Origin of the sequence: Brachyspira alvinipulli ATCC 51933 (genome assembly GCF_000518245.1) — a bacterium.
In the GTDB taxonomy this organism is placed as follows: domain Bacteria; phylum Spirochaetota; class Brachyspiria; order Brachyspirales; family Brachyspiraceae; genus Brachyspira; species Brachyspira alvinipulli.
On the sequence record NZ_JADF01000008.1, the window covers coordinates 277,637 to 293,948 of the forward strand.

14 protein-coding genes, 1 tRNA gene and 2 pseudogenes are annotated in these 16,312 nt (G+C 28.7%); 3 read left to right on the plus strand and 14 right to left on the minus strand.

Going from position 1 to position 16,312, the window contains the following annotated elements:
• Positions 1 to 182 precede the first annotated feature (182 nt).
• From grdD to pepT, 13 genes and pseudogenes are all read right to left on the minus strand, one after another.
• A complete protein-coding gene (grdD, locus tag T324_RS0101105; RefSeq protein WP_028328597.1) occupies positions 183 to 1,358 on the minus strand; it encodes a glycine/sarcosine/betaine reductase complex component C subunit alpha in 1,176 nt (391 codons plus the stop codon).
• Between the two features lie 11 nt (positions 1,359 to 1,369).
• Entirely contained in the window at positions 1,370 to 2,956 is a 1,587-nt protein-coding gene (grdC, locus tag T324_RS0101110) for a glycine/sarcosine/betaine reductase complex component C subunit beta (RefSeq protein ID WP_028328598.1), read from the minus strand.
• 137 nt (positions 2,957 to 3,093) lie between these two features.
• Positions 3,094 to 4,392 (minus strand): glycine reductase complex selenoprotein B, encoded by a 1,299-nt coding sequence (grdB, locus tag T324_RS0101120; protein ID WP_084548572.1) that lies wholly within the window; start codon positions 4,390 to 4,392, stop codon positions 3,094 to 3,096.
• 144 nt (positions 4,393 to 4,536) lie between these two features.
• Positions 4,537 to 5,013 (minus strand): glycine/sarcosine/betaine reductase complex selenoprotein A, encoded by a 477-nt coding sequence (gene grdA / locus T324_RS0101125; protein WP_084548574.1) that lies wholly within the window; start codon positions 5,011 to 5,013, stop codon positions 4,537 to 4,539.
• 56 nt (positions 5,014 to 5,069) lie between these two features.
• On the minus strand, positions 5,070 to 6,356 hold the full coding sequence (locus T324_RS0101135; protein WP_028328603.1) for a glycine/sarcosine/betaine reductase component B subunit: 1,287 nt from the start codon (positions 6,354 to 6,356) through the stop codon (positions 5,070 to 5,072).
• Between the two features lie 323 nt (positions 6,357 to 6,679).
• Positions 6,680 to 7,639, minus strand: a complete 960-nt coding sequence (locus T324_RS0101140; protein ID WP_028328604.1) for an NAD(P)/FAD-dependent oxidoreductase — start codon at positions 7,637 to 7,639, stop codon at positions 6,680 to 6,682.
• A 25-nt stretch (positions 7,640 to 7,664) separates the two neighbouring features.
• The gene (locus T324_RS0101145) at positions 7,665 to 8,054 is read right to left on the minus strand and encodes a GrdX family protein (RefSeq protein ID WP_028328605.1); all 390 of its coding nucleotides are present in this window, start codon (positions 8,052 to 8,054) and stop codon (positions 7,665 to 7,667) included.
• Between the two features lie 357 nt (positions 8,055 to 8,411).
• On the minus strand, positions 8,412 to 9,146 hold the full coding sequence (locus T324_RS0101150; protein ID WP_028328606.1) for a gamma-glutamyl-gamma-aminobutyrate hydrolase family protein: 735 nt from the start codon (positions 9,144 to 9,146) through the stop codon (positions 8,412 to 8,414).
• 21 nt (positions 9,147 to 9,167) lie between these two features.
• The gene (locus T324_RS0101155) at positions 9,168 to 10,241 is read right to left on the minus strand and encodes a tetratricopeptide repeat protein (RefSeq protein ID WP_028328607.1); all 1,074 of its coding nucleotides are present in this window, start codon (positions 10,239 to 10,241) and stop codon (positions 9,168 to 9,170) included.
• A 146-nt stretch (positions 10,242 to 10,387) separates the two neighbouring features.
• A complete protein-coding gene (locus T324_RS0101160) occupies positions 10,388 to 10,891 on the minus strand; it encodes a dihydrofolate reductase (RefSeq protein WP_028328608.1) in 504 nt (167 codons plus the stop codon).
• Positions 10,888 to 11,688 (minus strand): thymidylate synthase, encoded by an 801-nt coding sequence (locus tag T324_RS0101165; RefSeq protein ID WP_028328609.1) that lies wholly within the window; start codon positions 11,686 to 11,688, stop codon positions 10,888 to 10,890. The genes T324_RS0101160 and T324_RS0101165 overlap by 4 nt, the downstream gene beginning before the upstream one ends.
• Before the next feature lie 189 nt (positions 11,689 to 11,877).
• Positions 11,878 to 12,261, minus strand: a pseudogene (locus tag T324_RS16390) (Rpn family recombination-promoting nuclease/putative transposase); the annotation flags it as partial.
• Between the two features lie 69 nt (positions 12,262 to 12,330).
• Positions 12,331 to 13,583: pseudogene (pepT, locus tag T324_RS16395) on the minus strand (peptidase T).
• Between the two features lie 137 nt (positions 13,584 to 13,720).
• Between pepT and T324_RS0101185 the strand changes: the two are divergent.
• The gene (locus T324_RS0101185) at positions 13,721 to 14,092 is read left to right on the plus strand and encodes a hypothetical protein (protein WP_028328611.1); all 372 of its coding nucleotides are present in this window, start codon (positions 13,721 to 13,723) and stop codon (positions 14,090 to 14,092) included.
• 40 nt (positions 14,093 to 14,132) lie between these two features.
• The gene (locus T324_RS0101190) at positions 14,133 to 14,411 is read left to right on the plus strand and encodes a hypothetical protein (protein WP_028328612.1); all 279 of its coding nucleotides are present in this window, start codon (positions 14,133 to 14,135) and stop codon (positions 14,409 to 14,411) included.
• A 6-nt stretch (positions 14,412 to 14,417) separates the two neighbouring features.
• On the opposite strand, the gene T324_RS0101195 is transcribed toward T324_RS0101190, so the two are convergent.
• A tRNA-Leu gene (locus tag T324_RS0101195) sits at positions 14,418 to 14,498 on the minus strand.
• A 51-nt stretch (positions 14,499 to 14,549) separates the two neighbouring features.
• Here T324_RS0101195 and T324_RS0101200 point away from each other — a divergent pair.
• Positions 14,550 to 16,280 carry a YhjD/YihY/BrkB family envelope integrity protein gene (locus tag T324_RS0101200; RefSeq protein ID WP_028328613.1) on the plus strand — a complete coding sequence of 577 codons (1,731 nt, stop codon included), beginning with the start codon at positions 14,550 to 14,552 and terminating at the stop codon, positions 16,278 to 16,280.
• Positions 16,281 to 16,312: the final 32 nt, after the last annotated feature.

A 16,312-nucleotide genomic window follows, 5' to 3' on the forward strand; every position in this document is an offset into this window, starting at 1 on the left:
GGATAAGCTGCATGATAAAGTACAAGCATAATAAACTCCTATAATTTTAATATTTTTTAATGAAAATAAAAAAAATGGAAACACTAGATATTATTTTTAATAACTAATGTTCCCATAATTTGCAAAACTAGTAAAAGAGATTACTATAATTGTAATTAGTCTTTATGATGGATAATCTTAAACTAAGATATAAATCCGCCTTTTTTCAAAATAGATTCTGCATTTTCTTTATTCTTTTCACTCACTAATATGATAGGCCCAGTACAACCCATACCAGACTCAGCATATATACCATTTTCCATAACTAATTCTACAGCTGCATCTAAATCCATAACTTCTACACCAGGTATTTGAGCAGTTACAACTTCTTTTGCTACTGTAGGTTTAGCCTTCTCTCCACTGCCAGCAGCAGCGGCTTTAGGTTTTAAACTATCTAATATAGCATCAAAACCATATTTTTTCACTTCTTGTTCCTCTTTATTCATAACGTCTATTAAGTTACCACTAATACATTGATATGCATATTCAATAGCACCAGCAATAACATTAGAACCAGAAGCTCTAGAAATAATGAATATAGGAGTCTTAAATCCAAAACCTATTCCAGGACCATAACCATAACCTATAGCTTCATAGCTTCCGCCACTATTAAATGAAGAGAACATTTTTATAAGAATGTTTCCAGTAAGAGAATCACAAACTACAACATCAACAGCACCAGTAATAAGGTCATTACCTCTTAATACTGCTCCTCCGTCAGCACGGTTAGAAGCACCAAATTTGATGTTATAGCCGTTAGATGCTAATTCTTTTAAAGCTCTTTCTACAGTTCTAGCAGAATCTATATTTAATATACCAACAGTTGGTTCTTTAATACCGCATGCTTTAGCAGTAATAATACCATATATTGCATTTTTAAACATAGCCTGATCTCTTACAGTAGCTGAAGTACCTGTAGTTGTAGCAATAAAAGCCTCTTTACCATTAGCCTGAGAAATAACTCTTCCAACAGTAGATACTCCTATAGGGAAAGGATAATGCATAGTAACACAAGCATCTAATTCCCCTTTAGCAAGCATTTCTTCCATTATCTTATGAGCTTTTTCATCACAATCAGTTTCTATTGTTTGTAAACCAGTAGAATTTTTCTCACCGATTAAAACAACCTCAACATTTTTGTTTCTGCTCATAGCTATAACGCCGCCAAGAGATACTGCCTCTGCACCATGCTCAGAACCTCTGTTTGTAATACCAACTCTTACTTTTTTACCAAACTGGCCAGTTTCTAAAGCATTAGCTAATGAGAGAAAAGTCTCTCCTATCATAGATTTTATAGCTGAATTAGAAGCATCACTCATCTAATACCCCCTTACTCACCTAACATAGATTTAGCGAAATCTCTCATAGCATTAGCAATAAGTTTGTTAACTTCTTCTTTTGAAACGCCTTCGCTTGAACTCTTATCTCCGCTATTTTTTTCTATAATAACTGATATACCATCAAAAAGGTTAGTCATTCTTCCCAAGAATAATGAACCTTTACCTACTAACATTATACGATTTATTTTACCAGACATAATATCATCTATAGCAAAACCTAAATAAGGTACTCCAGATGGAATATGACCTTGAGTAGGAGCCCAACCAGACATACCATGTTTTTCAACAAATTCAGCTAATTGACTTCTATCTATATCACCTTTTTTAACACCTATAGCAGCTATCATTTTGTAGTTAGCTTCTGGAACATCACCAGCACCAGCAGGTTTAGTTACATCAGGATTTTGCATTTCTACTGTATATTTATCTATATCAGTAACTTTTAAATTAGCTTTTTCTAAAGGATTAACAATTAATGAAGTCATAACAGCCTGAGGAGCAGAACCTGTAGCAACAGTGTGAGTACCAAGTGCATCAGTTCTTATAACAGGATGTTCTCCGTCATTTTCACTAATTAATACAGCAAAAGCACCTAAAATATCTTCAATAATAGGAAGTTTTTTACCTACATGGCTTTTACCATTCATACCTAATTTTGCAGTAGCACCTCCTGCAACTATTACAACGTTTTTATAAGATCCAGCTTTTACTAATGAAGCAGCTGTTACCAAAGCATGTGAAGGAGCAGCACAGAATCCTCTAACATCAAATCCTGTAGCATTAGGTATTCCAGCTATTTCTGCAATACTTTTAGCGAAGTTACCGCCGCCTCTTTGGTTCATATCACCGCAAGCCTCTTCAGAACATTCTATAACTAGATCTACACATTTAGGATCTACATTTTTCTTTCTAATGAGTTCTTTTAATGCCATAACACCAGAAGCTTTAACTGCTAAATTTTCAAACATAACATGTGCACTTAAATTGATATCAACATCATGTGCTCTTTTTATACATCCAATAACTTTATCATTAAAATATAAAGGTTCAGCATGTTCTTCTTTAATTAATTTTTCGATATCAGCTATTTTAGTTTCACATTTAACATTTTCTAAATCTTTTTTTAATTCATCTTCACTTTTAAATTTAGATTCTCTTGCAACGTAATTGTCTTTCATTTTCTTTTCAAATTCAGCTTCTAAATATACTAATTCAAAAACGTCGCATATTTTCATCATAAATATAAATTCATCTTCTGGGAAAATTTCACCAAATTTACCGTTTCTGTCACCTTTGCAAGGAACACCTATCCAACTTCCGCCAGCTTTTTTTACCTCTTCAGAGCATTGAGAAGCTAATTTTTTTAATTCCTCAGGATGCATATTACCTATATAAGTTTGGTTAGGAGCATAATTTACAACATCTTCAAAAGGTCTTAAGTAGTTTTTTATCTCCTTTAAATATTCAGAATTAGGATTAACTTCCTTTTCAACTGTTTGTGTAGTACCATTGTGTATAACCATATCAGGTGCATGCACTATGGCATAAGCAGCAGCTTTTAATACAGCATAACTCATTTTTACATCTCCATTTTTTATTTTTTTATAAAAATAAGGGGATATACAAGTATAATTAAATATTTGTACTCCCCCTTAATTTTTACAAATATTTATATATTATTATATATAAATATTTTTATTTTTCAATATAATTATTATTTTTCAAATACTGTTTGTGAATCTACAGGAGTTGTTAAAGCTTTTAATGCTCTCTCAACTAATTCACGTCTAAGTTTTTTCTCATCCTCTTTAGACATATTTGGATTACCTAATGGGTGAGGTATTGCAACTGCTGGAACTATTCTGTTAGCACCAACTGTTAAAGATATAGGAACAATAGTACAAATATGAACTACAGGTATTCCAGTAGCTTCTATTGCTTTAACCATCGTTGCACCGCAACGAGTACAAGTTCCTCAGGTTGATGTTAATATAACAGCCTGAACACCATCTTTAACTAAAGTTTGAGCAAATTCAGTAGCAAATGCTTTAGAATTTTTAACTGATGTACCGTTACCAACTGTAGTATAGTAATAAGGATAAAGTTCTCCTATCTTACCTTCTTTTTGTATTTCTTTCAATACATCAACTGGTAATACTCTGTTAGGATCTTGGTTAGCATAAGTTGGGTCATAACCACCATGTGCTGTCTCAGCCATATCATTTATAGAATATCTTCCGAATTTAGAAGCAGAAGAAGATTCAATATGGTCTGGGTTACCAGCTGGTACTATACCACCACTTGTAACTAATGCTATTTTAGCTTTGCTTAAATCTTTAATAGCTTCACCAGGAGTTACTCTGTCAAAGTCTGGCATTGGATATTCTGTAGTAAATGCTTCGCCTTTAAGTTTGCTAACAAGCATATCAACAGCTCTTTCAGCACCAACTTTATCTCTAAATAATGGAACACGTACGCCTCTAGGCATATAACCTTCAGCTTCTGGAGCACCAATTTCTTCTTTTTTAAGAAGTTTAGAAGCTAATTTAGCTATAACTGGTAAAGCGTCTCTCATACCAGCAGCAGAATCTTTAGTAGAAACGATATAAACATCTTTCTTAAACATATCTGCACCTGGGTTTTCAATGTACATACCAGTAACAGCTGGGATTTTTAATTCATCTTGAACCATTTTAGCAACTGTACCGCAAGCTGTACCATAACGTCCAGCATTGAAAGCAGGACCTGCTATAACCAAATTTGGACTATAGCTTTTAATCATATCTAAAACTTCTTTTTTAGCTTTTTCCAAATTTTCATTGAAGTAAGAGTCACCGCAGATAACTGTAGCAACTACTTCAGCATCAATACCTAATTTCTTTAATTCGCCTTGTAATCCAGCACCTGGACCTACAACTCCATCTCTTTTTTCTGGAGCTATATCAGCTTTCTCTTCTCCACCAATATTAGCGAAGAACTGATTTATATAATGAACTATTTTATATTGTGGCATTTAAGCCTCCTAATTTTTTAATTTAGGCAACCCCAAATCGAGGCTGCCGGATTTTTTAAAAACCAAACTGGTTTTAACTACAATGGATTTTATTTTTTAGAGAATTTATTTTTTATCAAATTTTAAAAGTTTATATAGTTTGTATTACTTATATTTGCAGTTTTCATCACGCATTTTTTTGATTTCTGCGATGATTTCATCTACATTTAATGTCATTTCAGCCATACCAACCTGTTCATCATAAACACCAGCATCAACTGCTTCTTTGAATTCAGGTTCTACAGCGTGATAAGCAGCTAAGCCTAATGCAACTCCAGACAAAGCTCCAGCATAAGTAGGGTCTCCTATCATTACTGTTTCAGCTGCTAAGCCAGTAGCTTCTGCTTCTGCTGCTCCAAATAATACTACTATATTTTCTCCTCCAAATTTTTCAACAAATTCTTTAATTCTCTTTTGGTTCTCTAAATCCATCGCTCCTGCGGCTGTTCAAACAAAACACTCCGTAGCAGCAAACAAAACTTCTGCGTCTTTTACTGTTTCAACGCATGCTTTGATAGCTTCTCCAGGAATGCCGTCTCTATCGCCAATGATAATTACTTTTTTACCATTTAAAATACTCATGGCTTTCCTCCTAAAATTTTGTTTATATTTTAAAAATTCAGTATAACAAAACTAAATTATAGTCCTGTAGCACTAAATTTGTTAAAACCTAATTCGTTTGTAGCACCAGTAATAACTTGTATTTCTGCTTCAATAGAACCATCTGGTTTTAATGATCCGTCAAATCCGCCAGCAATTTTATCTGTGTAATCTAACATACCTATTATTTTATCCATTTTTGGTAAATTAATGATAACGTTAGCATTACCGCCTGATACAACAGCATTAGCAGATACATCAGCATCAGCTAAAGATTGTGAAGAACCATCTCTACCTGCATACTCATCTGTTACAAGACAAGTTTTGATACCTAAAGCTTCAATTTTCTTACAGTTCATTATCAAGTCTGTATCTGGGTTACCGAATCCTTCTTCAGATACTATTACACCATCTAAACCAAAGTATTTAGCTAATTTAGATGACCAGTCTGAAGAACGCATTTTATCTGCTAAGAATACGTTTTCATTTGTAATTATTACACCCATAAAGTTATAGTCTTTACCATGTCTTTCATATAAAGCTTTAATTATAGGGTTATTTAAGTGGTGATAAGTTGTGTTTTTATCACAAGCTGATACACAGTTACCACTTACTATAGCACCATCCATAACTTCTGTTGGATAAACAAATGTTGGAACTATTTTTTTAGCATCAACACCATAAACATAAGTATCATGTAACAAACCTTGAGTCTGAAGCATATATACATAACCTACTTTTGGTAAGTTAGGATACATTGCTGCTTGTTCAAATATAGGTTTAGTTTCATAAGTATAAGTTTTTTCAGGTTTTAAGTCTTTAGCTAATTTACCTAAATAATCAGCTACTCTTAAACCAGCACCTCTTACTGCTGCTTCATAATCATGTCTTTCTATAGGCTCAACAGGCTCTATAACTAAACATAAATTATTAAGCTTTGAGAATGGAGTATAATCAGCACCAGGACCTGTCATATCGATGATACCTTCTTGGAATCCAACGATTTTACCGCAAGTAACAACAGCTGCACCTTTTAATACATTAGTTTTACCTTCGCCAACTGTATCTACTTTTGCGATCATTCCTGGAAATATTCCGCCTCTGCCTTCAACTTTTACTCTTGGTTCAATTACGTCTTTTACAGGTGTAATACGTACTGATTCACCAGGACGAGCTACTTCAACTTTTACGCTTTTCAACTTATCGTCTTCAAGCACTATTTTTGTAACCTCTTCCTCATTTACGTAAAGCACGCCATTCTCGACTTTTGAAATTTTGTCAAGCTTTATATCTTTAATATAAATCTCGCCTACTTCTAACTTCATATAGTCTCCTTTTTTTAAAGTTTTTTATAAATAATATATTAATTATAAACAAACAAAAAAAGAGTGACAAATATATTATGCAATATATTTATCACTCTTATTTACCACAACTAACCCAGAAGAAAGTAAAGATTTAACTGTTAAACAATTTAATATATGCATATTATAAAACCCTATTTTATTAAATATATTATTAACAAAAAGATTACTAATTGCACCGCAATATAAATTGTTTACTCAAATATTAAATCTCATCACTTTTCTTCCTTAAATATTTATTTTAAATATAACATTATTTTTAAATAATGCAACTTTTTTATTTTTTAATCAGCAAATTTTTCTTCAATATATTTATTAGCAGAGATAGCTGCTATAGCACCATCAGCTGTAGCTGTAATAACTTGTCTCAACATTTTTGGTCTTAAATCTCCGCAAGCAAATACACCTTCAACATTTGTTTTCATTTCTTCATCTGTAATAATATATCCATCTTGCATGTTTACTTTACCTTCAAACAATTTTGTCAAAGGAACATAACCTACAAAAATGAATACACCAAATGTTCCATCATTTTCATCTGCTTTATATTCATATTGTTCGCCTGTTTCATTATTTAAGAATATAGCAGATTCAACTATACCATCACCTTTAACTTCTAAAAGCTCTGTTCTAAATTTAATTTCTACTTTAGGATTAGATTTAGCTTTCTCTTCTATAGAGTTAGCACAACGTACATAATCTTTTCTTACTATCAATGTTACTTTTCTAGCAAATTTAGATAAATACATTGCTTCTTCAACTGCAGTATCACCACCGCCTACACAGAACACTTCTAAGCCTTCAAAGAAGTTAGCATCACATGTAGCACAATAAGAAATACCTTTACCAGTATATTCTACCTCACCTTTACATCCTAATTTTCTAGGCTGAGCACCTGTTGCTATTATAACAACTTTAGACTCATAAGTAGCACCGTCAGCAAGTTTTACTTCTTTTATCTTGCCATCTAATTTAACATCTACTACTTCTTTATGTTCTATTTCGGCACCAAATTTTTTAGCCTGTTCTATCATTTTATTTATAAGGTTTTTAGGATGCTGCCCTTCTTCTGTTCCTTCAAAGAAACCAGGATAGTTAGCTATCTCATCAGTTATACTAATTTGTCCGCCGAAACTGCCTTTTTCAAAAAGAACAGTTTTTAATCTAGCTCTAGCAGAATATATGGCAGCAGCTAAACCTGAAGGACCACCGCCTATTATAATACAGTCATATAAATTACCCATAAAATCTCCCTTCTATTATTCAATTTTATAATAAACTTTCTATAGCTCCAACTACAAGTTTAAAATCTATTAACTTAAAGTCTTCATCTATAGTTTCCGTTAATTTCCTTCTAGGCTTATCTAAAAAGTTTTTTGTTAAAGCTATAGAACTCTCTATCATTTCTAAAGATTCTATATCAACAACATCATTATTATAAGCAAGAACTATACTTTTATATGGAGTTTCATAAGGCTTTATACTGCTTACTATAGGATGAGTCAAAAGCTTATAACACAAATGAACATGATCCCTAGCCTTATAAAGTATATCCATAAAATCCGAATCAGAAAAATACATTATCTCTACATTCTTACTATTTACTTCTTCAGCAATTTTTGGATTGTTAGTTATTAATATAGTTTTTTTACTGCTCATATTATATGTACATGTTATATTATTTTAAATATTTGTCAAGTTATTATTACAACAATATTCTACTTTATTAAAAAAATATTTATATAAAATAAATAATTACTATTTATAATATTTCACTCTAAAACTATTTAATTTAAAATAAAATCAATATTATGTATAATAAGTGTATTATTTTTAGAAACATTATTTATATATATAATATTTTATTTCACAGAAATATGTATATACCATTATATTTTTTTATATTTCTAAAATAATAATATATAATTACATAAAATCATAATTTCATTCATATAAAAACATATTTTTAAACTTTATACATTTTAAGCATTTTATAATAATTAAAAATATATACAATTATAAATTACTGCTTGATACAAATACAAGTCTTTTAAAAATATTTAATGCAAAATCATGATGCGCATGCATCATTTCAGGATGAAACTGCACACCAAGCACAAAATTACCATTTTCCATATATTCTATACTTTCAATTATATCATCTTCAGAATAGCCTGTAGCTTTTAAATTAGTTCCTAAATCTTTTATAGCTAAATGATGATATGAATTTACTCTTATTTTCTCTCCTAATATATCTCTTATTACACTGCCTTCCTTAGTTATAAAAGTATGAGTTGTCTCATAAGGTTTAGCACTTTGATTATGTTTTATATAACAATTCTCTATAAGTGACAAATCCTGATATAAAGTACCTCCAAAATATACATTTAAAATTTGTAGCCCCCTACATATTCCAAGTATAGGTTTTTTCATCTCCAAAGCAAATTTTATAATCTTTAACTCATACTCATCTCTTCTAGGGAAAATTCTTTCTAATTTATAATGAATTTCTTCATTCCAATAGAAAGGATCAATATCATATCCTCCTGACAGTATAACACCATCTACACGAGATACTTGAACCTTTATATCCTCTTCATCATCTACAATCGGCATAATATATGGAATTCCTCCAGCTCTTGTTACAGAAAGCACATAATCATCATTAACATAAGCTCTTTCATAACCGCAAAACTCATCATCGCTTTTAATACTTAATAAACTTCCGCTTATTCCTATTATAGGTTTCATATAAACTCCAACTTTTTTATATTATTTTTTAATGAAAATTGATTTAATTTTAGATAAAGTTTTTAACATCTTTACTTTTTTATTATTATGAACCTTATCAAAATAATATAAAGCATCTTTATAAAATGATTGTTTATAGTAAGCAAACCCAATATTAAAATAGACATCCTCATTTGCATTTCCTAACTCTATAGATTTTAGTAAATCTTCTGCTGCCTCTTTATACAATTTTAATTTTAACTTTGCTTCTCCTCTTTTCTGATAAGAAAAAGAACATTTTGGATCTAATTCTATGCTTTTATTAAGATCTTTTATAGCCTCTTCATAAAATTCTAATTTAATTTTTGATACAGCTCTATTATAATAGGCTTTAGGATAGTAGGGAGACAATTTCAATGCTTTATTAAAATATTCTAAAGACTCTTCATACATTCCTAAATCCTGCTTAACTATCCCTATATTATTATAAGCATATACATAATTATTATCCATTTTTATAGCTTTATTGAAATATTCAAGAGCCTCATCATATATTTTTAGATTATACTTTGATAACCCTATATTATAATAAGCTTTAAAATAGTTTTTATCCAATTCCAATGCTTTATTAAAATATTCTATAGCCTCTTCATACATACCCAAATCATTTTTTATCAATCCTATATTATTATATGTATGAGCATTCGGCGATATTTCTATGGTTTTATTATAATATCTAATAGCTTCTTCATAATTACCCAAATTATAATTGGAAAGCCCTATATTATTATAAGCCTGAATACAATTAGAATCTATTTCTATAGCTTTATTATAGTATTTTATAGCCTCTTTATACTCTCCAAGATTGTGTTTAACCAATCCTATATTATTATAAGCATGAACATAATTAGGATCCATACTTATAACCATTTCAAAATCTTTTATTGCATCTTCATACATTCCTATACTACTTTTAGATAATCCTCTATTGTTATAAAGCTCAATAATATCTCCATAATAAAAAATTAACTTATCAAAATATTCTATGGCTTTATTATAATCTTGTTTATTAAATGCCTCATCAGCTAATTTTAATAAATACTCAAGATTATTCATAAATAAACTCCTAAAACAAATAATACAGAATATATATACCTACAATTTCAGCTTATTTATAAAAATAAATAAAAAAGATTTACATATAAAATGAGTAAAAATATTTATCTATCGTAAAATTATATAGCAGCTTTTATATTTTTCAACTATTTTATCCTATTATACTCTATAATGTTCACATTTATATCATTATATGTGAAGTTACTTAATTGATTGGAATTAAATAATTTTTTATCAATATCTGGGAAAAATCTATCACAGTTATAATCTTTATTTATATGAGTAAGATATACTTTATCAGCATAATCTAAAGCCTTTCTGTATATAGATTCTCCCCCTATTATAAATATTTGATTATTCTTATCCAATAATAATTTAGAAATAGTATTCTCAAAAGATTTTTCATAAATTAAATTATCATACTGTTTTATAAGTTCTTCATTAAAACTAGATGATATAATAATATTTTTTCTTTTAGGAAGAGGTTTGCATCCCAAAGATTCAAAAGTCACACGTCCCATAACAACAGGATATCCCATAGTTGTGTTTCTGAAAAACTGCATATCTTCTTTAATATGTCCCCAAGGCATAATGCCATTCAATCCTATTCCATTTTTAGAATCAACTGCCGCAATTAGTGATACTATCAAACTGCAACCTCCGCTTTTATAGTAGGATGATATTTATAACCCTCTAATCTAAAATCTTCATAAATATGACTGAATATATTAGGACGTTCCTCTATAAATAATTCTGTTGTCTGTTCATAAGGTTCTCTTGAAAGCTGAGTATTAACTTGTTCTATATGATTATTATAAATATGAGCATCCCCAAAAGTCATTATCAACTCTGAAGCATAAAGTCCGCTATGCATAGCTAAAAGTCTTGTAAGTATAGCATAAGAACTTATATTAAAAGGCACACCTAAAAATAAATCCGCAGAACGCTGGTATAAATGTGTAATTATTCCACCTTTACTATTAACTGAAAACTGACACATCATATGGCATGGAGGTAAATGCATTTTATCAATCTCCCCTACATTCCAAGCATTCAAAATATTCCTTCTGCTTGTAGGATTATTTCTTAATGTGTTTACTATATTGGATATTTGATCTATTTTATTGCCTTCTTTAGTTTCCCAAGCTCTCCATTGTTTGCCGTATACCGGTCCAAGTTCACCCATATCATCAGCCCATTCATCCCATATATGAACATTATTTTCTAATAAGAATTTAATATTTGTTGATCCTTGCAAAAACCATAATAATTCTATAATAACACCTTTCATAAAAACTCTTTTAGTTGTTATAATAGGTATTTTATTTCCTTCAAATTTAAATCTTAACTGAGGTCCGAATATTCTTCTTGTTCCTACCCCTGTTCTATCTAAAGTTTCCTCGCCTTCTTCCAATACTTTTTTCAATAATTCTAAATAGTTTTTCATAGATTTTATACCTCAATATTGGTTAATTAATAAAGAAACATTATATATGTTTAAAATATTTTATCAATAGAAACATTCTCTCTAAATTAAAATAAAAATTAACTGACATACTATAATTATAATAATATACTCTTTAAAAAAAGAAAAAAGAAATATGATTTTTAGAATATTTACTATTATTTAAAATCATCCAATATTCAAATTAAAATTTATGAAACTAATACTTATCATTTGACTAACATTAATATAATCTTCACTTTCTTTTAATTCTGAAACTATATTCTTTGCTATGCAATAAAATATTCTTTTAATAAAGTTATCATTTCCTACTAACTCTATCTCAATAATGATTTTTTTACCGTCTTTAGTCTTTGCTTTCACACCCAGAATTGATTCTTTTAAATTTTAATTTTCTGCTAAATTATAAGGGTTAATAATTTCTAAATTGCTTACAGACTCAAAACCTGCATTATTTAAAACAGCATTAACAATATTTTCTAATATATCCTCATTGCCTTCTGTACCGATTAGATAGCGTACAAATAAGTCATTGAGTCTATTAATTTCTTTCATAATTCAATTATACTAAAAACATTATAATTTGTCAAAGTCTATAATTTTTAATGTATATAATTAAAATTATTAATTTTGTTTTATATTGCTGTTTGATACAATTCTTATTATTTCAAGTGTCGTTTCCAAACTCTTATGAAATGAAGGTATAGGCAAAAACTCATATATAGAATGGAAATTATGAGCCCCTGTAAAATAATTAGGAGTTAAAAGACCTTTTACTGATAAAGCAGAACCATCCGTACCACCTCTCATAGATATAGTTTTCGGTTCTATATTAATATTTCTCATAGCCTCGTATATAACATCTATGGCAAATCTCTCATCTTTAATAGAATCTGCAATATTTCCGTAAACATCTTCAATAGTTAATTCTATCTTTGCTCTAGGCTCCAATTTTTTGTACTTCTCAACAACTTCTACTATTTTATGCTTTTTCTCTTCATAAAGTTTTTTATTATGATCTCTTATATTTAGTTTTAAATATGCATTTCTTTGATTTCCTCCAATACCCTGAACCCATATATAGCCTTCTTTTTTCTCAGTATTTTCCGGAGTTTCTTTTCTGTCAAATTCATTAGCCATATCTTTGCTATTAGTATAGGATTTACTAATACTCCCTTGGCACTCATAGGATGAGCTGTTACCCCTTCTATATCTATGGATGCACTTCCTGCATTAAATGTCTCATACACAATTTCACCTATTTCGCATGAATCTATTGTATAGGCAAAATCTGGTTTAAATACAGTCAAATCTAATGCTTTAGAACCAAGCAGTCCTATTTCTTCATCCGGTACAAAAGCTATGTATATATTTCCATGCTCAATATTATTATCTATTATATATTTTAAAGTTGACATAATAGTAGCTATTGCAGCCTTATTATCTGCACCTAATACACTTGTTCCGTCAGAAAATATAATATCATTGTTCATATAATTATTAATTTCAGGATGATCTGATACTTTAAATATTATATTTTTTTCTTTATTCAAACATAAATCTTCACCTTTAAATTTAAGTATTTGTGGATGAACATCTCCTGTAAGTCCTATATCTACAGTGTCAAGATGTGATACAAAGCCGATAGAATATGTATTATCTTTATTTTTAGGAAGGAGTGCTGTAACTATCGCATTTTCATTTACAATTACATCCTTTAATCCAAAAGATTTTAAATCTTCAGCAAGAACTTTAGCAAGATTCATTTGCCCTTCAGAACTTGGAAGCGTTTTTGCTCCTGCTATACTTTGGCTTGGTATTGAAACATATTTAAAAAAACTATCTATTTGAAATTTCTTGATATCATCGTTTAACATACTAACCTCTTTCACAATACAATTAGAATATACAGATAAATGTATAATATATAATAATAAAAAATAATCATCAATAGAAAATTTTTATTTTATGATTTTTATTACGATATTATAATAAATACATTTTGAGGTATAATATGTATAAACTATATCTAATTATAATATTACTTTTTACTATAACTTCATGCCAAGAAAACAAAAATATAAGTGTAGAAAAACCTACTGTAGATACAAGATTTGTAGGTACATGGGTATTTAAAAATGATAATAATGTATATGAACGATATACTTTCTTCAATAATAATAAAATAGAATACAGTAATAATTATAATTACAATAACTCAGAAAGTAATAAAATATTAACCTACGAATGGAAAAAAGAAGGTCAAAACTATTATTATAGACTATGGAATAATAAATTAGACAGTTGGTCAGCTTTCCCAATAAAATATATTAATACAAATATGATAAAAATATATTCAGATTTCTTTAAAAAATCATATATTTAATATATAATATTAAATATTTTTTATTTGGATTTATTAAAAAGTGGATTTATTAGTTCTTATATTTTTTATAATAATCATTATTATATTTATATTAATGTTTGGAATATTATTCTTTGTTTCAGGAATTAGTAAAGTTGTAGATTTAATATCAATGGTAGTATTTAGAAATCATGAGGATTGTCCGTTTTGTAATTGCAGAAATTCTATGAGAATTATAAAAACATCAACAGGATATAAAAAAGTATGTAACAAATGTAAATTTTCCGTAGAAATAGAAGATAATAAAAATAAAATAGATAAAGATGATAAAAAAGAATAATATATTTGCGAGAGGAGGGAGTCGAACCCTCATGCCTAGGGCGCTAGATCCTAAGTCTAGTGCGTCTGCCAATTTCGCCACCCTCGCTTTTGTCTATATATTATACATTATATAAATTTTTTTTGCAAGAAGTGTTTTATGACTAAAATCCAAAAAGTTAAAAAATTTTTCAATAAATTAAAAGTATTCTTTACAGAAGACATATATAACCTAGATCAAAACTCATTCAAACCTGTACAAAGATTCCTTATAGATACATACAGGATTATAGTATTTGCTGTAACTGACTTTTTTAAAGATGACTGTACCATAAGAGCAGCATCTTTAACATATCTTGTAACATTGTCTTTTATACCCGCATTAATAGTAGGTCTTTTCATATTGAGAATATTTAATATATACCAGAATATATTTGTAGTTATATTTGAATGGATGGAAAAAAATGCTCCATTTTATGAACCAATGGTTAGGCAGATACTTAATATAGCGGATAATACAGATTTAGCCAGCTTTGGAATTATAGGAGTAATATCAACTATAATAAGTACAGCATTAATATTGCATAATATACAAAATTGTTTAATTAAAATATGGCGTGTAAAAATAAAAACTTCTATACCAAGAGTAGCAGCAAATTATATAGCATTACTCTTTTTAATACCTATATTAATAGGTATATCTTTTACTTTAATAACATATACATCTATAAGCTTGCATAATCTCCCTACCCTAATACGCATATTATTATCATGGGTAACACCTATAATAGCAATGTCTATATTAATTTTATTTTCTTATGTATTGGTGCCTCAAACAAAAGTAAATTGGTCTAATGCAGCTATATCATCTATTTTAGTAGCTGTAACAATAATTTCTTTGTTCAGTGTATATTTTAAGCTCAATATAAATGTAAAAAATTATAAACAGATATTTGATAGTGATAAATATAAAATAGAATATATTGTAAAAGAAATAAGCAGTTATAATAGTGATGCAGAAATGGAAAGCATGGAAAACAATATAGAAACTAATGAATCTTTAACTAATGAAAATATAATTAACAATACTATGAATAAAGAAATAAATCTAAAAAATGTATCTAATATTAAATTAGAAAGAATAAATTATATTATAAAAGAAAATATAGGTACTGGTTTAGGAGCAGCAACATATAAAAAAGAAGCTGTTTCAACTAATATTCTTAATTTTACCAATTTCTCACCAAATATAGAAGAGCAATTATTAAAATATAGTTTCAAGATAAATGATGTAGTAGTAATAAGTAGTGAAAATAATATGCTCACTAGTATAGCACCTGCCGAATTATCATCAGCAAGTTCATTTGCTCAAATACCTGTATTACTATTGTTATTATATATAGTATGGATAATTATACTATTTGGTGCCGAACTTACATATTCAATACAATACTTCAGATCTTATGGTGTAGATAAAAACAGTATAAAATTATCTTTTGCAGAAAAAGAAGTTATAGCATTGGAATTTATGCATATAATAACTTATAGATTTATAAACAGAAAAAAAGCAATAACCATGTACGAATTAGCCAAAGAATTAAAAACTGCCCCTACTATAATAAACGAAATATCAGAACCATTAGAAAAATCTATGTATGTTATAAAAGTAGTTAATGGCTCAAACATATCATATTCATTAGGATGTCAGCCGGAATCAATAACTATAGGAGATATTATACATGCATTAAAAATGGACGGCGGATTTAGGAATAAAAATTTAAATTCAAATGATAAATATAAAAACATAATATATCAAAATAAAGCTATATCAAATAAAGATTATAACACGAATTTATTGAATTTGGTACATTATAAGTATAATAAGAACTAATATTTGACTTATTCTATATATAATATATAATT